17 protein-coding genes are annotated in these 20286 nt (G+C 71.1%); 1 reads left to right on the top strand and 16 read right to left on the bottom strand.

The window, feature by feature from the left end:
• Positions 1-61: 61 nt before the first annotated feature.
• From MON03_RS05635 to MON03_RS05600, 8 genes are all read right to left on the bottom strand, one after another.
• Positions 62-958: an oxidoreductase gene (locus MON03_RS05635; RefSeq protein ID WP_242090965.1), complete on the bottom strand. Its 897-nt coding sequence runs from the start codon at positions 956-958 to the stop codon at positions 62-64.
• A 216-nt stretch (positions 959-1174) separates the two neighbouring features.
• A complete protein-coding gene (locus MON03_RS05630) occupies positions 1175-1636 on the bottom strand; it encodes a hypothetical protein (RefSeq protein ID WP_242090963.1) in 462 nt (153 codons plus the stop codon).
• A 353-nt stretch (positions 1637-1989) separates the two neighbouring features.
• The gene (locus MON03_RS05625; protein ID WP_242090962.1) at positions 1990-2418 is read right to left on the bottom strand and encodes a hypothetical protein; all 429 of its coding nucleotides are present in this window, start codon (positions 2416-2418) and stop codon (positions 1990-1992) included.
• A 59-nt stretch (positions 2419-2477) separates the two neighbouring features.
• Positions 2478-4079: a hypothetical protein gene (locus MON03_RS05620; protein WP_242090961.1), complete on the bottom strand. Its 1602-nt coding sequence runs from the start codon at positions 4077-4079 to the stop codon at positions 2478-2480.
• Between the two features lie 131 nt (positions 4080-4210).
• Positions 4211-4501, bottom strand: a complete 291-nt coding sequence (locus MON03_RS05615) for a hypothetical protein (protein WP_148286264.1) — start codon at positions 4499-4501, stop codon at positions 4211-4213.
• 73 nt (positions 4502-4574) lie between these two features.
• Positions 4575-4871 (bottom strand): WXG100 family type VII secretion target, encoded by a 297-nt coding sequence (locus MON03_RS05610; protein ID WP_031273999.1) that lies wholly within the window; start codon positions 4869-4871, stop codon positions 4575-4577.
• 102 nt (positions 4872-4973) lie between these two features.
• Entirely contained in the window at positions 4974-9443 is a 4470-nt protein-coding gene (locus tag MON03_RS05605; RefSeq protein ID WP_242090960.1) for a type VII secretion EssC family protein, read from the bottom strand.
• Between the two features lie 122 nt (positions 9444-9565).
• Positions 9566-10438 (bottom strand): oxidoreductase, encoded by an 873-nt coding sequence (locus MON03_RS05600; RefSeq protein ID WP_242090959.1) that lies wholly within the window; start codon positions 10436-10438, stop codon positions 9566-9568.
• Positions 10439-10542: 104 nt separating this feature from the next.
• Between MON03_RS05600 and MON03_RS05595 the strand changes: the two genes are divergently transcribed.
• Positions 10543-11394, top strand: a complete 852-nt coding sequence (locus MON03_RS05595) for a helix-turn-helix domain-containing protein (protein ID WP_242090958.1) — start codon at positions 10543-10545, stop codon at positions 11392-11394.
• 26 nt (positions 11395-11420) lie between these two features.
• Here the strand turns inward: MON03_RS05595 and MON03_RS05590 are convergent, their stop codons facing one another.
• From MON03_RS05590 to MON03_RS05555, 8 genes are all read right to left on the bottom strand, one after another.
• Entirely contained in the window at positions 11421-11927 is a 507-nt protein-coding gene (locus MON03_RS05590; protein ID WP_229728043.1) for a hypothetical protein, read from the bottom strand.
• Between the two features lie 205 nt (positions 11928-12132).
• Positions 12133-12735, bottom strand: coding sequence for a hypothetical protein (locus MON03_RS05585; RefSeq protein ID WP_242090957.1), 603 nt, complete (start codon positions 12733-12735; stop codon positions 12133-12135).
• 83 nt (positions 12736-12818) lie between these two features.
• Positions 12819-13427: a hypothetical protein gene (locus tag MON03_RS05580; RefSeq protein ID WP_242090955.1), complete on the bottom strand. Its 609-nt coding sequence runs from the start codon at positions 13425-13427 to the stop codon at positions 12819-12821.
• 15 nt (positions 13428-13442) lie between these two features.
• On the bottom strand, positions 13443-14969 hold the full coding sequence (gene der / locus MON03_RS05575; protein WP_022904847.1) for a ribosome biogenesis GTPase Der: 1527 nt from the start codon (positions 14967-14969) through the stop codon (positions 13443-13445).
• A 40-nt stretch (positions 14970-15009) separates the two neighbouring features.
• Entirely contained in the window at positions 15010-15696 is a 687-nt protein-coding gene (gene cmk, locus MON03_RS05570; protein WP_242091424.1) for a (d)CMP kinase, read from the bottom strand.
• Positions 15697-15878: 182 nt separating this feature from the next.
• Positions 15879-17003, bottom strand: a complete 1125-nt coding sequence (locus MON03_RS05565) for a prephenate dehydrogenase (RefSeq protein ID WP_242090954.1) — start codon at positions 17001-17003, stop codon at positions 15879-15881.
• Between the two features lie 83 nt (positions 17004-17086).
• Positions 17087-19426, bottom strand: a complete 2340-nt coding sequence (locus tag MON03_RS05560) for an Ig-like domain-containing protein (RefSeq protein ID WP_242090953.1) — start codon at positions 19424-19426, stop codon at positions 17087-17089.
• A gap of 103 nt (positions 19427-19529) precedes the next feature.
• Positions 19530-20273, bottom strand: coding sequence for a pseudouridine synthase (locus MON03_RS05555; RefSeq protein WP_229728046.1), 744 nt, complete (start codon positions 20271-20273; stop codon positions 19530-19532).
• Positions 20274-20286 lie beyond the last annotated feature (13 nt).

The following is a 20286-nucleotide window of genomic DNA, read 5'->3' as shown; positions in this document are numbered from 1 at the left end:
GGCTGCGCCGGCTGTCCGACCCCTTGCCGCTAGCGCTGCCGCTGCCGCTGCCGCTCCCGTGTCAGGCGGCGCCGAGCGCTTCCAGTTCCGCGACGGCGTCGGCAGGGAGGTCGAAAGCCGCCGAGGCGATGTTCTCGTGCAGGTGTTCGACCGACGAGGTCCCTGCGATGAGCAGGATGTTCGGCGACCGCTTGAGCAGCCACGAGAGCGCCACCGTCAGCCGCGACACGTGCAACCGCTCCGCGACGGCGTCGAGCGTGGCGTACTCGATCGGCGAGAAGCCGCCCAGCGGGAAGTACGGCACGTAGGCGATGCCCTGCTCCGCCGTCGCCTCCACGAGTGCTTCGTCCTCGCGTCGGGCCACGTTGAACATGTTCTGCACGCACACGACCGGTGCGATGCCCTGGGCCTCCGCGAGCTGTTCGGCCGTCACCGTCGAGAGGCCCAGGTGCCGGATGAGTCCCTGCTGTTGCAGCTCGGCGAGGGCCTCGAACTGCGGTGCGAGGCTGCCGGGCTCCGGAGCGTCGAACCCGCCGACCCGCAGGTTGACGACCTCCAACTGCTCCAGCCCGAGGGTCCGGAGGTTGTCGTGCACCTGCTCCACCAGTTGCTCGGGCTGGCGGGCCTGCGGCCACCGCCCCTTGTCATCGCGGCGAGTCCCGACCTTCGTCACGATGTGCAGGTCGTCCGGGTACGGATGCAGTGCCTCGCGGATGAGCTCGTTCGTCACGTGCGGGCCGTAGAAGTCCGCGGTGTCGATGTGGGTGATGCCGGCGTCCGCCACCGCTCGGAGGACCCGGACGGCTTCGTCGTGGTCTTTCGGCGGGCCGAACACGTTCGGTCCGGCGAGCTGCATCGCGCCGTAGCCGAAGCGGGTCAGCTCGAGGTCGTCGGCGAGGCGGTAGGTGCCGCCCGGGAGGGTGGGGCTGGCGGCGTCGGCGTTGGTCCGGTCGGTCATGGTCCGAGGATGCGCTGCGATGCCCCGTGCCAGCCGAGGCCGGTGTCCCCCGGGACGACGGAACGCCCGCTGTGGTCAGCGGATGGCGCCGAAGGCCCACACGACGATGACGACGAGCAGGACGACCCGCGCGATGCACCAGAGCTCCGCAATGCAGAAGACGATAACGGTGGCGAACTGCTTTGTCCTGTATCAAACGCTGTCATCTTTGCGCGATCAAGGAATAGTCGTCGGCGGTGGCCCGGGCCAATCACCGAAGCGCTGCCGCACCGCCGCTTTGGGCAGGGTGACGAGTTGTTTCAGGTCGCCCGTGGAGGGCGAATAGGTCGCCGTGGTCCAACCATTCATCCGCGCAATCGCACCGATGATCGATTGCGGCGTGGATCGGATTCGCACGAAGATTCCCGTATCTGGTTCGACGTCATTGACCGACCAACCAACCTGCGCCATGTACTCGATATATTCTGGTATCAGCGCCTCGCTGGATGCGGTGCCCTCGACGGTGATGAGGCTACGCGCGCTCGGACCGGAGTAGCTCGTATCCACTTCGATGTTCGTTCTTCGTAAGCCGGACTGCTGAGCAAGCTCTCGCTCCGCCTGCGACAGGGACTGCCCGCCGCTCGCGGTCTGCTGCGGCGCATCTGCATGACTCTCCGCGCAGCCTCCTGCGAGCATCACGAGAGCAATTGAACCGCCTAGCGCCAGAAGTGTCGCTGCCCCACGTCGCACCATCGCTGCCGCTACAACAGGTGATTCGTGCCCGTTGTCGTGTTCCCGCCGCCACCGAAAGAGTGAGCGAGAGCCGCGGGCATGACCTCGATCAGGTACCTCCCCTGCCGAATAGTCGCTCGTCGACAATTCCGAGGTGGAAGTTGCGCAGTGATCACGTGCAACGCGAAACAAGTTGACATCAATAGCCGGTCCGGAACCCAAGACAGTCGCGAAGGAAAGACTCAGAGGTGTGAACAAGTCGGTCCTGCTTGACTCGCAGCCCTTGGAACAGCGAGACCGACGCCATTGGGCGCTCACGGTCAATACACCGATGGCGGGTGGAAGCCCTCGGGCAAGCTGAAGCACGGCGATGCTGACGTGATGTTCACGAGCGTCTCCCGCTTGTACATCGTCACCAGCAGCTCTACGCCGGTGTCGTCGACGAGCTTGTAGCGTGTTTTGCCAGTGAGAAGTTTATCGTTGGTCACTGTGAACCCATGATCCGAGGCTGCGCTCGCCAACGCGGCTTGCACTGCTTCCCCATCAACCCCAGAACGAAGCGGAGCTCTCACCCCACCAGTCCATTGGTAGCCGGATGAACACGAAAGTATCGCACCGGTATCGAACTGATCGACTTCCCTCAATTTTGCGGCGGGAACAAGAGCAATAGCACGCGACTCGGCCTTTTGGGTCATGCGCTTCGCGGCGGCAATCCGATCTTGTGGATCAGCTGGCAGTTCGTTCTTCATCGAGCACCCCGTCAACAGCGTCACGATCATTGCGATCGCGACGCATCTCAGTATGGTCATCACTCTTCCGTGGTGTATATGTAATCACGCATGTCGTCGAGTAGATCCGTGTTTGCGTCATCCGAAGTAGCTGTGAGGTTATGTGCATCGAGACCAGCCGAAGCCCTCAGCAGGGGATTCACAAGGAAATTCCCCGGGAAGTTGGTCCAACTCAGAGGTGCTTTGTAGTAATCTCCGTGGTCAAATCCGACTTCTCGTGGGTTGCGTCCTCCCCAGACAACTCCATGCTCACCGACGCGGATGTCCTGGGCGTCCTGCAAGATGTCGGGATAGGAGAAGTCCGCGTAGTGCGTCTGGGAGTTCTTCACCCACGAGCTTGGCGTCCCAGCTCCGGACAATGAGATCACCGTATCGTAGTGAGCCCCAGCGAGCTCAGACGAGGTGACGTTCGCCGTTCCCCAGCTGTGACCGATCCCGATGGACTGTCGGCCAGCTAGCAGCGGGTCTTGGGAGAGCCCGTCTTCGAAAGCGGCAAGCTGCGCACCAGTCCTGCGCGCATAAGCCTCATCATTGGCTTCAGTGAGCGGATTCTGAGGATAGCGTCCGTCCTTATAGACGAATGCAACCAGGCCCTCCTTGTCCTGTTGCTGCAACCAAGTGGAAACTTGTTGGGTGTTGCGATCGTAGAAGCCTTGCAGGTTGCCGAAGGTCCCCGGCGAGTATGTCACAACCTTTTCCGTACTGGCGCTGGGGGTGCCTACCATCTCGACGATCCGGTCCAACTCAGGCTGATAGAGGTATAGCTGCACCTTCGGAGGCTCGATTGAAGCATCATGGAGATATTCCACCTGCCTTCGGAGATCGGCGATGTCCGGGTCGTCGTCCGGGTCGCGACCAGCATCACGAGCAATGCGCTCTCGATCTTCGAGTTTTGTCTCAACTCGTGCAAGTTGAAACTTCGCATTCAGGCGATTGGCTTTCACTCGATCCAATGCCGGAATACCGTTCAGCCCTCCGATCACCGTCGATGCCCCCGCAATAAGAACATCACGCTGTTCCCGCGGGAGAGCGTCCCACCAATCAGCTATCTTGCACGGATCGGCCCCGTCGAGGAGGTTTCTTGTCTCGGGGAATTGCTTCGTCAAGATCTCGAGATCCGCCCGGCTGAGTTCGCTCAGCATCTTCAAGAAAACGTCTGAACCGATGCTGGCGACTGTACCCGTGCTGAGTACGGCGAGACCACCGAGCACCTCGCCGGCCTCAAGAGCTTGCGCACAAGAAGTGTCGATACTTCGCCTATCAGTGAGCAACTGGTCCCATAGCGCGTCGATCGCCCGCAAGTCGGCCTCTGCGTCAGTGTTGGCGGTCTCTGCTGCGGCGCGCTTCTTGCGGCCGTCGTCGTCCGAGTCTCCTTGCTTCGTGAAGTTCGGCACGTCCGGCGTAGCGAGCAGCTTCATCCGCGCCAGGGCGAGACGGTTCTGCGCGGCGCTCCTTTGCCGTTCCAGCACCGTCTGCCGGTCCTTGATCTGCGTCAACTGCCCCGCGTAGGTCGTCAACGCCTCCGCCTGCTTCTCGAGCCCCGTCGCCACCAGTTCGATGTCCGCTGCATGCTTCGACAACTGCGCCACGAACGACCGCTGGCTCGCCGCTTCCCAGTCCACCCCAGATTGGGAGCTCGCGCTGTGCAGCGTGCGCTGCGCGTCCCGCACCTTGCTCGCCCGCGCAGTACGGAGCCCGGCGACGCCGAGGATGCCCGCGGGACTCCCCTGCCCGGGGTCGTCATGCGTCCAGCTCACTGCGCCGCCATCGCTTGTGCCTGCGCAGCATCGGCGTCGGCGTACGACTGCTTCACGGACAACGGGAACTTCCCGGCCGCCCGGATGCTCTCCGCCGCGATCTGCGACCGTTGCACCTGCTGCTTCGTCGCGTTCGACAAGGCGTCCGCGACGACGTCCGATCCGATCTCGGCGTTCCCCTGACCGCCTTCGATCTTCGATCCGATCTCGACGTCGTCGGCTGCCGACGTCACCGAGGTCGACAACGATTCGAGTGCCGCGTACGACACTCTGAGCTTGCCGCTCATGTTCACCCCCGAGTACCCGGACGGCCGGCGCGCTGCGATGCGCCACCGGCCGTCCGATGATCCGTGCGCCCGCTCAGCGCCCGAGCTTCGACGCCAGCTGCTGGTCGACGTCGCCCAGCGTCTGAGCGGTCGTCCGGAGGAACTGCGCGAGGTCGTTGAGCCCGCCGATCGTGTTCTGCGCCCCGTTCGTGAAGCGCTGGTACGCCTCGTTGTAGGCACCCGACGAACGGTCCGTCTGAAACCCCGCCTGTGTCAGCGCCGCGATCTGCGACTGCAGCTTCGAGAGCGTCGCGTTGATCTCGTCACGCCCGGCGACGAGTCGGTCGGCGTTGCTGTTGAGCTCCTGGTAGGAGACGTTGATGTTGGCCACGTTGCACCCCTTCACGGTGGTCGGTGTCGCCAGCCCCTCCGGCGACTCCGAACACCGTAACACCAACTGAAATTTCCTCGCGCACGCAATGTCTACCCCCCGTCAGCGGGGTACGGCGATGTCCTCGGTGTGGGCGACCTGGACGCGGGTGATCCGCCCGGAATCGACCATGATGCCGCGTCCGACCGGGAAGTCCGACCGGGTGACCCGGGGGAACGCGGTCCGGAACAGCGTGAGCCCGTCGGTCTCCTCCGGCTGCAGGGCGATGCCGGCGCGGGCGGTCTTCAGCTCGGCGAAGAGTTGCCACGCGCTGGGCGCCGTCACCGTGTCCGCCTCGGCGAGGACGAACACGCCCGCCCGTCGCGCGGCCTTGATGAGCCGTGCGACCTGGCCCTCGGCGGGCAGCCCCTCGAAGTCGCCGACGTTCTCGATCACGACGACCGGCTCGACCGCACCTGATGACACACCGCCCTCGAGCCCCGCCGCCAGTTCCGCTGCGAGAGCCTCGGCGGACTCGCCGTCGGTCGAGACGGAGGCCCAGTCGGTGGCGTCCCGGAGCGACGACCGACGACCGACGATGAGGTGCGCCGGCCGCTCGGACCAGGTCGACCGGACCGCGCGGATGAGCGTGCGCATCGTGGTGCTGCGTCCGGAGCCGAACGGTCCCGTGACGACGAACATGCCGTCGGTCGGGATGCCGATCGGAGCGAGGGTGTCGTCCGCGAGCCCGATGGTCGGCCGCCCGGCGACGGACACCGGCAGCGCTGCCGGGTCCACGACGGTCGGCAGCGTCCGGATCGGCTGCGCGTCGACGACACCGCGCGCGCGGAGTCCGTCGGCGAGCGCCACGATCGCCGCGTCCTGGCGTCCGAGGTCCGCGGTGCCCCCGGGCACCCCGATCTGCACCTCGTGGTCGTCGACGAGCGCGCGCCCGGGGACGGCGTCCTCGAGCACGTCGGCCGGCACGTCCGCCGCGTGGTACTCGAGCTCGCTCGCCAGTCGCAGCACGACGCGCTCCCCCACCGCCGCCTGCAGGTTGGTCGGGAACGCCCCGAGACGGTCGGCGGACATCACGAGGTGGACGCCGAGGGCCCGTCCGGTCGCGGCGATCCCGACGACCTGGTCGAAGACCTGGGTCGCTCCCGGGCGGAACTCGTACTCGGCGCGGAACGCACCCATCCCGTCGACGAGCACCAGGATGCGCGGCTCAGCCAGGCCCGTCGCGGCGCGGTACTCGGTGAGGTTCGCCGCTCGGGCGGCGGCGAAGCGGGTCGAGCGGTCCGCGATGGTCGCGCTGAGGTCGGCCAGGAGGCGCGTGATGCGTTCGTCGTCCGGCCCGCTGATGACGGTGCCGACGGTGGGCAGCCCCTCGAGCACGCTCAGCCCGCCACCGCCGAAGTCGAGTCCGGTGATCTCCACGGGGAACCGGTCCGCGACCGCGGAGGCCGCGACGGCGAGGGCGCGCAGCGCCTGGGACTTGCCGGTGCCGCCGGCGCCGAGGACGGCGAGGTTCCCGACCACGTCGAGGTCGACGACGAAGGGGGTCTGCTGCTGCGCTTCCGGCACGTCGACGGTCCCGACCACGAGCCGTGCCCCGTCGGACGCCGGCAGTGCGGCGAGGTCGACCGTGTCGGGCAGCTGGTCGAGCCAGGGCTTGCGCGGCACCGCGAGCGCACGGGCGTCGGCGGCACGCGCGATGGTGGTGGCGAGGCGCTCGATGTCCTTCTTCCGGGTGGTGTCACTCGGTGCTCGGACGCCGCTCGGCCAGACGGAGCCGGGGCCGAACGGGAGGTCCTGCACCTCGACGTCGGACTCGTGGACGGCGTCGTCGGACCGTCCGCCGAGGTACGCGGTCTGGAAGTCGACCACGCGACCGGGCCCGGTCTTCGCCGCGGCACGACCGGGCGTCCCCGGGTCGAAGAAGGCGGCGTCGGACACCCCGAGCACGTCCTCGCTGTCGACGGGGTCGGCGACGCGGAGCGCGATGCGGAGGTTCGTGTTGGCACGGAGGGAGTCCTTGATGACCCCGCTCGGCCGCTGCGTGGCCATGACGAGGTGCAGGCCGAGCGACCGGCCCCGCTGCGCGACGTCGATCACGCCGTCGATGAACTCCGGGATCTCGGTGGCGAGGGCGGCGAACTCGTCGATGACGATCACGAGCGCGGGCGGTGCGGCCGGGTCGCCGCGCTGTTCGAGGGTGACGAGGTCCTTCGCCCCGCGCTCGTTGAGCAGGTGCTCGCGGTACCGGAGCTCGGCGCGCAGGGACGTCAGCGCCCGCCGGACGAGGTGCGGGGTGAGGTCCGTGACGAGCCCGACCGTGTGCGGGAGACCGACGCACTCCGCGAACGCGGCGCCGCCCTTGTAGTCGACGAGCAGGAAGGTGACGCGGTCGGGCGCGTACTCCGCCGCCATGCCCATGATCCAGGTCTGGAGGAACTCGCTCTTGCCGGACCCGGTCGTGCCACCGACGAGCGCGTGCGGCCCCTGCACGCGGAGGTCGAGGGCCATCGGTTCGCTCGGCCCCTGGCCGACGACGGCGCGGATGCCCCCGGACTCGCGTCCGGCTCCGGGGACCCAGTCCGCGGTGAGGCTGTCGTTCTTCGACCACCGGCTCACGACGGCTGCCGGGTCGCCGGCGAGGTCGCCTTCGTACAGGTCGAGGAACGCGACGCTGTGCGGCAGGTCGGTCTCGTCCAGTACCCGGGCCCCGCTGTCCCGCAGGGGCGCGACGGCCCGCGCGACGGTCGCCGCCTCGATGCTGTCGACCCGGTCGAGGCGGTCGAGCGCGACGGAGAGACCCGACCGCACGAACCCGACCGTCACGGTGCCGGTGGCGCGGTCGAGCACGACGGCGGTGCGGCACGCTGCCGGCAGCGCCTGCAGGGTCGGGGCGAGCCACAGGACGTGCACGCCGTAGTCGGGGCCCTCCTCGGCGAGCGCGACGAGCCGCGCCCGGTCCGCGGGGGCCTCGGCGGTGACGAGCACCACGACGGCCGGCACCGCGGGCAGCCGCTCGACGGCTCCGCCGTGCTCTTCGTCGAGTGCCCGGTCCTCGTCGATGCGGGAGCGCACGCGCTCACCACGACCGATCCCGGCGGCGCGGCGGGTGACGACGAGGCCCTCGAGTTCGGCGAGCAGGGCCGACGCGCCCGCGAAGTCGCGGACCAACCCCGGCGACCGGATCGGGCTGTACGGCGAGTCGACGTGCGGCAGCCACTTGAGCCAGGACCACTGCTCCGTGGTGGCACCACCGGCGAAGGCGGTCAGGACGAGGTCGGCGGGGCTGTGCAGGCCGACGAGCTGCACCACGAGGGACCGTGCGACGTCGTCGGCGGCGAGCCCGGTGCCCGCGACCCCGATCGCGCCGGCGCGCTCGAACGTCTCGACGACGGGGACCGGCCCGACCGTCGCGTACTCGTCGGCCAGGGCCTCGGCGCGGTTCCAGTCGTCGACGCTGCCGGAGTTCTTCGACGGCAGGGTCACGGTGGACCGGGAGGGCTGCGTGCCGGCGCCGAAACGGACCTCGAGGAAGGTGGTGTGCTCGGGCTTCCGCGTCCAGAGGAGCGTGCTGCGCTCGCGCATCGCGGCGGTCACGGCGGTCGGGTCCGGCGATTCGGCGGCGCGGGCCTCGAGCTCGTGCTCCCGCTCGGCGGCGAGTCTGCCGCGGGCGTCGCGCAGGGACTCCTCGAAGCGCTCCCGCTCGTCGCGCTTCCGCCGTCGCGTCTGGACCCGCTGGTCGATCCACGTGCCGATCATGATGATCGGCGACAGCGCGATGAAGACCAGCGTGTACGGCTGCTTGGTGACGAGGAAGAGCACCCCGCCGAGGATGATCGGCGCGAGGATCGCGATGACGGGCAACCGCGGCTTCTCCCCCGGGACGGGGATCTCCGGCAGGGTGACGTGCTTGCCGCGGTACGCGGGCTCGACCCGGGGCGAGCGCGAGAACTCGGTGTCGTCGGGGGTGGTCCCCGGTGCCGTCGGCGTGACCGTTCCGGTCGCCGACGTGCCCGGCAGCGGTGCGATGCGCAGGGTCGTCCCGCCGAGCTGGACCACGTTGGTGGGGTCGAGGAACGACCGCGCGACGAGACGGCCGTCGACGGCGACGCCGTTCGCGGAGTTGAGGTCGACGACCTCGACCGTGTCGCCGACGGTGATGGCGGCGTGCCGGCGGGACACCTGGTCGTCGTCGGCGAGGGAGACCTGCGCCATGGCGTCGCGGCCGACCAGGTTCACCCCGCGCGACAGCAGGTACTCGTGGCCGGCCTCGGGCCCGGTCAGCACCTGGAGGAGGGCCGCGGGCGCGTCCTCGACGTCGTCACCGCGGCGGCGGTCGGTCGCTGCGACGACCTCGACGCGGCAGCCGGAGCGGAGCGAGGACTCGTGTACGGTCGCGGACGGGTTGAGCAACCGTGCCTGCACCCGACCCGGCGCCCAGACGCGCAGGGTCAGCGGGACACCGTCGGCCGCGGAACGCCCGCCGGCGAGTCGCTCGGCGAGACTGCCGATCGTGGCGGTCACGTCCGCGGTCACGACGACGTCCCGCTCGGTCCCCGACCCTGAAATGGTCACCTTGAGTTTCACACTCCACCCCCACCGCCATCGTAGAGGGACGCACCGACGTCCGCACACGACGGCCGGGAGGCCCGTGGCGGCGCCGCCACGGGCCTCCCGGCCGGTCCGGGGTCACCCCGTCAGGCCGCGCCGATCGCGTCCAGCTCGGCCACCGCGTCCGCCGGCAGGGCGAAGCCCGCCGACGCGACGTTGTCGCGGAGGTGCGCGACCGAGGAGGTGCCCGGGATGAGCAGCAGGTTCGGCGAGCGCTGCAGCAGCCACGACAGGGCCACGGTGAGCCGGGTGACGCCGAGCCGTCCCGCGACCCGGTCGAGCGCACCGGACTGGATCGGCGAGAAGCCGCCGAGCGGGAAGTAGGGCACGTAGGCGATGCCCTGGGCGGCGGTGCTGTCCACGAGCGCGTCGTCCTCGCGACGGGCGATGTTGTACATGTTCTGGACGCACACCACCGGGGCGATCGTCTGCGCCTCAGCCAGCTGTTCGGCGCTGACGGTGGAGAGCCCGAGGTGCCGGATGAGTCCCTGCTGCTGGAGCTCGGCGAGCGCCTCGAACTGCGGTGCGATGCTGCCGGGCTCGGGCGCGTCGAAGCCGCCCATCCGGAGGTTCACGACGTCGAGTTGCTCGAGACCGAGGTTCCGGAGGTTGTCGTGCACCTGCTCCACGAGCTCGTGCGGCTCGCGGGCGTGCGGCCACCCGCCCTGCTCGTCACGGCGGGCGCCGACCTTCGTCACCAGGTGCAGGTCGTCCGGGTACGGGTGCAGTGCCTCGCGGATCACCTCGTTCGTGACGTGCGGGCCGTAGAAGTCGGACGTGTCGATGTGGGTGATCCCGAGTTCGACGACGGTGCGGAGGACCCGGACGGCCTCGGCGCGGTCGGTCGGGGGCCCGAAGACCCCGGGTCCGGCGAGCTGCATCGCGCCGTACCCGACGCGGGTGAGTTCGAGGTCGTCGGCGAGGCGGTACGTGCCGCCGGGGAGGGTCGTGTTCGTCATGTCCTCCACGATGCCCGCGGGCCGTCGGGTGGGGCAGACCCCCGTCGTCCCTGGGAGTGCGGGGACCAGGATCGGCCGCGCGGCACCGCCGTAGCATCGGGGTCGTGGACGACAACCCCCTCGGCGAGCACCTCCGGGCACGACGGGCGCTCGTGCTGCCGGAGGACGTCGGCATCCGGGTCACCGGGGTGCGGCGGACGCCGGGTCTCCGGCGTGAGGAGGTCGCGACGCTCGCGGGGATCAGCTCGGACTACTACCTCCGGTTGGAGCAGGGACGGGACCGGAACCCCTCGGTGCAGGTCCTCGACGCGCTGGCGCGGGTGTTCGGTCTCGACGGGGTGGCGCGTGACTACCTGCACGGGCTCGCCGGCGCCTCCGCGGGACCCCGGCGGCGGCTGGTCCACGCCGAACGGGTGCCGACCGGCACGCTGCAGCTGCTCGACGTCATCGGGTTGCCCGCCTTCGTCGAGGGCCGGTCCTTCGACGTCCTCGCGGCGAACGCGCTCGCGACCGAGCTCGCACCGGGCCTCCGCGCGGGCGAGAACCGGCTCCGGACGATGTTCCTCGACGACGCCGAGACCGCCCGCTACCCCGACTGGCAGGACCAGATGGCCGGGATGGTCGCCGCGTTCCGGGCCTCGATCGGCACGGACGTGCAGGACCCTGCGGTCACGGCACTCGTCGGCGAGCTGTCGCTGGGCAGCGAGGACTTCCGGCGGCTCTGGGCACGGCACGACGTCCGGCCGCTGGGCGGTGCTGCCGTCCGGATGTGGCACCCGGAGGTCGGCGACCTCGAGCTCCGGCGCGAGAAGTACGGCATCGGGGGCACGGACGGGCAGCTCCTCGTGGTCCACCACGCGGAGTCGGGCTCGGCGTCGGCCGAGGGGCTCGCGGTCCTGGCGTCGATCGCGGCCTCACGGGTCGCGGGGCCGAGCGCGCCGTACCCCCTCGACTGACCGGGGGTCCGCACGGTCACACGTCCCTACGGCCGGACGGGCTTCGGGAACGCCGATCGCATGTGGTCCGAGGTGAGCACGTCACCGATGCCGATCATCAGCAACGAGAACACGATCTGCTCGATCACCATCCAGAACGGGTAGAGCCCCGGGATCGCCGCGACGACGAGCGTGACGATCGGGAAGATCCGGCTGAACAGCCGCAGCCGCTGGTACGCCCAGTAGTACCCGAGCTGCGCGCGCCACGCGAAGACGTAGAGCGTCAGCGTGATGAGCAGGACGACGGTCGCACGGAACCACACCGCCCACGGCACCGTCGCACCCGCCCGGGTGAGCAGCACGGCGACGACGATCGCGGTGAGGCCGACGACGGTCTCGGCGACGAGCAGCCACCGGATCCACCGGAAGGACCGGACGGTGTCGGGGTGCTCGAGCATGTCCTCGCGGATGACGTAGCCGCCCTGTCGGCCACCGGCGAGACGGTCGAGCCGGAGGCGGCACCACAGCCGGTCGGCGAGGTCTGGGACGGTCACCCCACCATGGTGCCGCATCCGACGGGGCGGGCGCGCACCGCGCCTCCCGTCCGGCGGTCGTGGCAGCGGCTTGGAGGCGCGGCGCGGGTCCGCCACGTGACCTGCGTTCGTCGTGCGGCGCGGGTCCGCCACCTGGCCAGCGTTCGTCGTGCGGCGTGGGTCCGCCGTGTGCCCGCGTGCCGCGGATCGCGACCGGTCCGCCGATTCAGACCGGCAGCAGGACGGCGGTGGCGACGGTGCGGCCGTCCCGGTCCCGCAGCTCCAGGGTCGTGACCGGGTCCGGCAGCCGGTCGGCGTCGGCCGCGGTGAGGACGAACCCCACCCCGCGCACGCCCGACGTGACGGTGCCCAGCTCGACGACGGCACGGTCGTCGGCGGTGAGGACAGCGGTCGACGCCGTCCTCGGGAGTCGTGCGGTGCCGACGACGGTGATGGTCAGGGTGTCGCCGTCCGAGCCGAGGACCGCGACGTGCCCGATCCGCCGGCCGTCCGACGACCGCAGCGGCCCGGCGACGGGCGGGACGCGGCGCCACCAGGCGTCCGTCCCCGCGCGCGGGCCGGCCGAACGCTCCGCGGGCTCACCGTCCGGGGACCCGGCGTCCGCAGGCGCTCCCAGCCGGTTCGTCGGGCCGAGCCACCCGGGCGCAGGCGACGCGGTCGCCGCACTCGCTTTGCTCTCGGCGTCCGAGCCGGAGCCGCGCGTGGTCGCTCCACCGTCCGGAGCACCCCCGACGACGACGGCGGTGGTCGCGACGGCCGCGAGCAGCACGCCCGCTCCCCCGGCGAGGAACCACCGACCGCGGTTCATCGTTCGGCATGCTCGCGGTGCGCGGGGCAACGGGACGTGACGGTCACGGCCCCATGCTGCCGCATCCGACGGCGGGGCGGGGCTCAGTCGGCCGGGAGGAGTGCTGCGCCGCCGAGGACCTCGCCGTCGAGCGCCGGGTCGTCGGAGACGCGGAGCACCACCACCGAGCGCACATCCGCCGGGAGCCGGTCCGGGTCGTCCACGCGGAACTCGACCGTCGACGGGACCCGGTGGCGGGCGTCCGTGTCGACCTGCACCGTACCGACCGTCGCGGCGCCGCGCTGCTCGGACCAGTAGCCGCGCCGTCCGCCGATCACCACGCCCGCGGACAGGACCACCCGCGCCTCGCCGGGACCGCCGGACCCCTCGGCCGTCGCCCATGCGAGGTCGAAGTGGTCGATCCGGACGGTCAGGGCATGGTCCCCCGCGCGCACGATCGTGACGTGGCCGGCGGCGTACCGGTTGATCGGCAGGAGGTCCCCTTCGACCGGCGGCACCCGCTCCCACCACGGCGCGGTCGGGTCGACCCCGGCGTCGACCGGCGTCGCCGCGGGCGTGCTCGTGCGGTGCGGGTCGTCCGGCGGGCGCGAGGACACGACCGCCAGGACCGCCCCCGCCACCACGAACGCGACGACACCCGCCGCCAGGGCCACCCGTCGCGGGGTGGCCCGTCGGCGGCGGGCGTCGGACATCGCGGTGCCGGTCGGCTAGCGCTTCCGCCGCTCGCGGACCCGCATGTTGACGTTGATCGGCGTACCCGCGAAGCCCCAGACCTCGCGGAGGCGTCGGGTGATGAACCGGCGGTACTGCGGGTCGAGGAAGCCGGTCGTGAACAGCACGAACGTCGGCGGCTGGCTCGACGCCTGCGTGCCGAAGAGGATGCGCGGCTGCTTGCCCCCGCGGACCGGGTGCGGGTGCTCCTGGACGAGCTCGGCGATGAAGGCGTTGACCTTGCCGGTCGGGATGCGGGTGTCCCACGAGTCGAGGGCGGTCTCGAGCGCCGGCACGAGCTTCTCGAGGTGCCGACCCGTGCGCGCCGAGATGTTGACGCGCGGCGCCCATGCGACGTGCGCGAGGTCCTGCTCGATCTCGCGCTCCAGGTAGCGACGGCGGTCGTCGTCGAGGAGGTCCCACTTGTTGTACGCGAGCACCAGCGCACGGCCCGACTCGAGCACGAGGTCGATGATGCGGAGGTCCTGCACGGAGATCGGCTCGGTGACGTCGAGGACGACCACGGCGACCTCGGCCTTCTCGAGCGCCGCGGTGGTGCGGAGCGACGCGTAGAAGTCGGCGCCCTGCTGCAGGTGGACCCGCTTCCGGATGCCGGCGGTGTCGACGAAGCGCCACACCCGCCCGCCGAGCTCGACCTGCTCGTCCACCGGGTCGCGGGTGGTGCCGGACAGTTCGTTGACGACGACCCGCTCCTCGCCGGCGGCCTTGTTGAGCAGCGAGCTCTTGCCGACGTTCGGGCGGCCGAGGATCGCGACGCGACGTGGGCCGCCGACCTCCTGCTTGGCGACCGCGGACGTGTCCGGCAGGGTCTTCACGATGAGGTCGAGGAGGTCCGCGACGCCGCGGCCGTGCAGCGCCGAGACCGGGTGCGGCTCGCCGAGGCCGAGGTTCCAGAGCTCGTAGGCGTCGAGGTCGCGGCGGTCGTCGTCGGACTTGTTCGCCACGACGATGACCGGACGGTCGGTGCCGCGGAGCATCTTCACGACGTGCTCGTCGGTGGCGGTGATGCCGACCGTGACGTCCACGACGAAGAGCACCGCGTCGGCGAGGTCGATCGCGACCTCGGCCTGCGCGGCCACCGAGGCGTTGATGCCCTTGGCGTCGGGCTCCCACCCGCCGGTGTCGACGAGCGTGAAGCGCTTGTCGTTCCACTCGGCCTTGTAGCTCACCCGGTCGCGCGTGACGCCCGGGGTGTCCTGCACGACTGCCTCGCGGCGGCCGAGGATGCGGTTCACGAGCTGCGACTTGCCGACGTTCGGCCGACCGACGATCGCGAGGACCGGCAGTGCCGGCAGGAAGTAGGTGCCGTCCTCGCCGATCTGCCCCGCTTCGAGGAGCGCGAGGTCCTCGTCGTCGAGCTCGTAGTCCTCGAGGCCGGCGCGGAGCGCGGTCGTCCGCTGCTCCGCCTCGGTGTCGTCGAGTCCGGCGAGCCGCTCGCCGAGGGCGGCGTCGTACTCGGGGAATTCGTCGTTCGCCGGGTTGTCGTTGTCCAGCTGCGCCATGGTGTGGGTTCCTCGCGTGCGGCGCGGTGGCCGCGGGTGATCAGTTCGTGGCCGTGCTTCGGGCCAGCTCGACGACCGCCTGCACGGTCTGGTCGAAGTCGAGGTCGGTGGAGTCGAGCGTCGTGACGCCGTCCGCGGCGTTCATGAAGTCGACGACCTTCGCGTCCGCGGCGTCCCGACGGGCGAGTGCAGCGGAGGTCTCGGCGGCCGACTGGGTCGTGACCTCGGCCGAGCGCCTGGCCATCCTAACCGACTCGTCCGCGGTCAGCAGGATGCGGACCTCGGCGTCGGGTGCGACCACGGTGGTGATGTCGCGTCCTTCGGTGATGATGCCCCGTGCGTCCGCGCGGCGCATGACCTGGCGGAAGAGCTGGACGAGCCGCTGCCGGACCTCGGGCAGCTTGGCGATGTGGGCGACCGCGGCCGTGACCTCGGGCGTGCGGATCGCGTCCGTGACGTCGGTGCCGGCCACGCGGACGAAGTAGTCGTCCGGGTCGGTGCCGATCTCGTAGTCGAACGTGTCCCAGCTCGCGAGCACGGCCCCGGCGTCGTCGAGGTCGACCCGCTGCTGCAGGGCGTGCCAGGCGAGCGCACGGTAGGCCGCCCCGGTGTCCTGGTACCCGAAGCCGAGCGCGCGGGCCGCAGCCCGGGAGACGCTCGACTTGCCGCTGCCCGCCGGCCCGTCGACCGCGATGACGAACTTCGCGACGAAGGCGCCGTCGGGCAGGCCCGACGGCACCGGCGCGCTGGTCGAACCCGGCTCGCCGCCGCCCTGGCCGTCGAGACCGCCGGCGAGGTCGCCGCCGCCGAGGGGCCCTGGCTGGTCGCCCGGGGCCGGGAGCCCGGAGTCGGGACCGTCCGGGCCGCCCGTGACCCCGGAGTCCTGCACTGGTCGGTTCGTGTCGTCGTTCAGGCCCATGCTGCTGCGATCCTCCATCCGCGCTCCTCGAGTCGCTCGACGAGTCGCTGTTCCTGCTCGGGCACGACCGACACCTCGACGATGCCGATCTGCGCGCCCGGTGAGTGCTCGAGGCGCATGTCCTCGAGGTTGATGCCGATCTCCCCGATGAACGTGAGGAGCGCGGCGATCTGCCCGGGGGTGTCGTCGACGAGGACGACGACCTGGGCGAAGCGCTTCGAGGTGCCGTGCTTCCCCGGCAGCCGTTCGACCCCGCGGTTGCCCGCCGCGATCGCCTCGGCCAGGGTACGCGGGGAGCCCGAGGCGTGCGGGTCGTCGAGGGCCGCGAGCACCCGGTCGAGGTCGTCGCGGAGGTCGGCGAGCACCGGACGGATCCGTGTGGCGTTCGCGCCGATGATCTGCACCCAGAGCCCCGGGTCGCTCGCGGCGATCCGGGTCACGTCGCGGACGCCGCCACCCGCGAGCCCGAGCGACCCGTCGGGGGCGTCACGCAGGCGGGCAGCCATGAGGGTCGAGACGAGCTGGGGCGTGTGCGAGACGTACGCCACCGCGAGGTCGTGCGACTCGGGATCCATCGGCACCACCGTCGCACCGAGGTCGAGCGCCAGGTCCTCCACCACGGCGGCGCGCTGGTAGGTGATGTCGTCGTGCCCGGCGATCACCCACGGCTGTCCGACGAAGAGGTCGGCGCGCGCGGCGGTCGGCCCGCTGCGCTCCCGTCCGGCCATCGGGTGCGAGCCGATGTACCGCGAGACGTCGGCCCCGGCGGCCCGCAGTGCTGCGAGCGGACCGGACTTCACGCTCGCGACGTCCGTCACGACGGCGTCCGGGTAGGCCGTGAGCTCCCGCTCGACGACGGTCGCGACGACGTCCGGCGGGACCGCCACGACGACGAGCTCGGGGGCGTCACCCGCCGCTGGGGGCCGACCAGCGCCGTAGTCGACGGCGAGCGCCAGGGCGGCGGGCGACACGTCGTCGAGGACCACGTCGACGCCCTGCTCGCGGAGCGCCAGACCGATCGAGGCGCCGAGGAGCCCGGCGCCGACGATGCGCACGGGTCCGCGGAGCCGCCGGTGGATGTCAGGTCCGGCGAGCGGGGCGGGGGCGTCGGTCACCCGCCAAGCCTACCGACCACGCCCAGCGGCACCCCGAACGTCGATCGTGCGGGGTGCCGCTGTCCTCGGGTACCGGGTCGGGTTCAGCGACCCGGCCAGCGCGTGGTGAAGCGCAGCTCGACGGGTGCGTTCACCGCGTCGGTGACCCGCACGTGGCTGGCGCCCTCGCGGAGCGGGAGGGTCTGCTGCCACGCCCCGTACGCGTCCACCTGGAACCCGCGCACCGTGCCGTCGCGGAGGTCCACGATGCCGCCGTACGCGCCGGGCGCCGCCGTCCCGCTGAACCGCACGCCCGGGTTCGTGAAGTCGGGGTCGGCGTCGACGGTGCTGCCCTCGGTCGGCGTGGTGATGCGGAGCTGGGAGCCGGTGTCGGACGCCACGGTGAAGGACACGTCGACGTCCCCGTACAGTCCGACGATCCGCGCGGTGTGCTGCCCCTGCGGGAACAACACGTCCGGGATGGTCCACGTGCCGTCGGCCCGGACGACCGTGCTGGCGACGCGGTCGCCACCGGGGACGCGCACGGCGAGCTGGTCACCGGGCGAGGCGGTCCCGCTGAACGTGACGTACCCGTGGTCGGGCGTGATCGTCGCCCCGGCTTCCGGCGAGGTCACGGTGATCGGGCGCAGGTCGCTCTCGAGCCGGACCCGTTCGGTGCGCGCGTCGGCGGAACCGGGCCGCTGCACGACCGCCGCGTCGTAGCGCTGCCCGACGGTCAGCCGCAGGTCGGCGCCCGCGATGCGCCAGGTGCCGTCCGGGCGGACCGTGGTGTCCGTGTGCCCGGTGTCGTCGCCGGCGGTGGGCTGGAAGCGGACGACGGCGCCGGGCGTGCCGGTGCCGGTGATCGCCGGCTTGCTGCGTTCGGTGAAGCGCAGGGCGTCCGGGATCGTCAGCGCGAAGGGACGGTCACCGGCGTCGAGGAACCGTGCGCTCCACTCGCCGCCCGCGTCCACGATGGTGTGCACGGTCTTCCCGCCGAGCTCGAGCGCGACCTCGGCCCCGGGCTCCCCGGTGCCGACGACCTCGGACCCCGGCGTGAGGGTCCCGCCCGTCGACGGCGAGAGGATCCGCACGGGCGCGCCGTAGTCCGCCGTCACGTCGTCCTGCGCGACGACCTCGCCGTCCGAACGTTCGACGACCCGGAGGTCCTTCCGCCCGCTGGCGTCCGGTGCGCCGACCTCGACCTCGAAGTGACCGCGGGCGTCGGTCGTCGCCGTCCCGACGGCCGCACCGTCCGTCGCGCGGACCTCGATCGTCGATCCGGGCTCGGCGTCGCCTTCGACGTAGGCGGACTCGGCCGCATCGGCCGGGAACACGACGTCGGCGTCGAGCGAGGCGGCCCGGACGGCGACGGGCACGACGGTGCGCTGCCCGCCGACGCCGGCCATCTCGAGGACGACCGACGACGTCGCTGCCCGCTTCGCCCGGTCCACCGTGACGTCGATCGTCCAGGTCCCGTCGCGCCCGACCTCAACCGGGTCGGCCCGACCACCCGTGACGACCCGGACCGCGGCACCGGGGTCGCCCGTCCCGGAGATCGACGTGGTCCCGTCGACCCCGACCGGCGTCGTGTCCGACGCGGCGCTGATGCCGGCACCGTAGGACACGGTCCCCCAGCTCCGCTCGCGGACGGTCTGCCCGGTGGACACCGTGACGAGGACGTCGAGCTCGGTGACGCCCCGGGGCGGGGAGTCGATGTGCGCTTCCCACGCACCCGTGGCGTCGGTGAACACGGTGCCCCGGACCAGGCTGGCGCCCCTGCGGTCGGTGACGAGGACGGTGCTCGACGGCGCGGTCCGGCCTCGGAGGACCGCGCGGTCGTTCGGGTCGTTCGTCGTCGGGGACGTCACGTCGAACGTCGTCGGCGGGACGGCGTCCGCGAAGCCGGTCTCGATGCCGAAGTCCGCGCCGGTGGCCGAGGCGGTGGCGGCGAGCCCGGCCGTGCCGTCGACACGGGCGGTCTCGTTGCCGAGCGCGTAGCCGTACGGCGAGGTGATCCGGCCGTCGGTGACGGTCCAGTTCGAGGCGGCGACACCGCAGCGGTCCTTGCTGATGCCGGCGCCGACCGTGCCGGCGGTGGTCTGGCCGAGGTACAGGCAGTACCCGAACGAGGCACCGCCCGCGACGATCTTGGCGAAGCCGTTGGCGTCCGGGATGAGGGAGAACGGGGTGAGCCCCGCATCGGCCGCGGCGGCGGGACTGGGGTACTCCCGCAGCTCGGAGCGGTCGGGCGCGCCGGTCCAGGCGAGGGTGGTGCCGTCGTCACTCGGGACGGCGAGCGTGAACTCGGTCGGCAGGGGCTGGCGGGGGACGTCCGTCTGCGCGGCAGCGGCCGGCGAGGACGTGAGGGCGATCCCCGTCGCAGCAGCGGCGAGCGCGAAGGCTCCCGTTGCCGCGACGGATCGTCGGGTGAGCGTGTTCATGATCACTTTCTGGGGTCGGACGAAGCGACATGACCCTAGATCGTGAATATGAAATACTGCCGATTGCGATGTGCTCGCGGTCGAGGGACTCCTCGGCGGCGACTCACTCGTCCGTCTGCGCGACTGCCTCCTGCCCGTGCCCCCGCGCGATGGCGAGCAGCTTCCCGAGCTCCACGGTCGACAACTCCCGCGTCCGCCCGATCGGCAGGGAGCCGAGCTGCAGCGGCCCGAACGACCTGCGCACGAGCTCGAGCACGGGGTGGCCGACCTCGTCGAGCATGCGCCGGACGATCCGGTTCCGGCCGGAGTGCAGCGTGATCTCGACGAGCGACTCACCGCGCGACGACTCGAGCAGCCGCACCTTGTCCGCGGCGATCGGCCCGTCCTCGAGCTCCACGCCGTCGAGCAGCCGCTGGACCGTCGCGGGGTTGACGTTCCCCTGCACCTTCGCGATGTAGGTCTTCGTCACGCCGAACGACGGGTGCGCGAGCACGTGCGCCAGGTCGCCGTCGTTCGTCAGCACGAGCAGGCCCGAGGTCTCCGCGTCGAGCCGGCCGACGTTGAACAGGCGCTCCTCGTACCGGTCGACGAACTCGGACAGGTCACGACGCCCACGCTCGTCCTGCAGGCTCGACACGATGCCGACCGGCTTGTTGAGCAGGACGTACCGCTTGGAGGTGTCGACCTGCACGGGCACACCGTCCACCGCGATGGCGTCGGTCTCCGGGTCGACCCGACGCCCGAGGGCCTCGACGACCTCGCCGTTGACGGTCACCCGTCCCTCGACGATCAGGTTCTCCGCGACGCGGCGGGACGCCACGCCCGCAGCCGCGATCACCTTCTGCAGGCGCTCACCGTCG

Origin of the sequence: Curtobacterium sp. DN_7.5 (genome assembly GCF_022655355.1) — a bacterium.
Classification (GTDB): domain Bacteria; phylum Actinomycetota; class Actinomycetes; order Actinomycetales; family Microbacteriaceae; genus Curtobacterium; species Curtobacterium luteum.
The sequence above is the reverse complement of the archived record's forward strand: the minus strand, read 5'-3'. Positions and strand labels throughout refer to the sequence as shown.

Coding starts and splice junctions, on each gene's coding strand:
- MON03_RS05585 (WP_242090957.1), bottom strand. CDS start 12,735: ATGAACCGCGGTCGGTGGTTCCTCGCCGGGGGAGCGGGCGTGCTGCTC.
- MON03_RS05615 (WP_148286264.1), bottom strand. CDS start 4,501: ATGAGCGGCAAGCTCAGAGTGTCGTACGCGGCACTCGAATCGTTGTCG.
- der (WP_022904847.1), bottom strand. CDS start 14,969: ATGGCGCAGCTGGACAACGACAACCCGGCGAACGACGAATTCCCCGAG.
- MON03_RS05560 (WP_242090953.1), bottom strand. CDS start 19,426: ATGAACACGCTCACCCGACGATCCGTCGCGGCAACGGGAGCCTTCGCG.
- MON03_RS05580 (WP_242090955.1), bottom strand. CDS start 13,427: ATGTCCGACGCCCGCCGCCGACGGGCCACCCCGCGACGGGTGGCCCTG.
- MON03_RS05635 (WP_242090965.1), bottom strand. CDS start 958: ATGACCGACCGGACCAACGCCGACGCCGCCAGCCCCACCCTCCCGGGC.
- MON03_RS05600 (WP_242090959.1), bottom strand. CDS start 10,438: ATGACGAACACGACCCTCCCCGGCGGCACGTACCGCCTCGCCGACGAC.
- MON03_RS05625 (WP_242090962.1), bottom strand. CDS start 2,418: ATGAAGAACGAACTGCCAGCTGATCCACAAGATCGGATTGCCGCCGCG.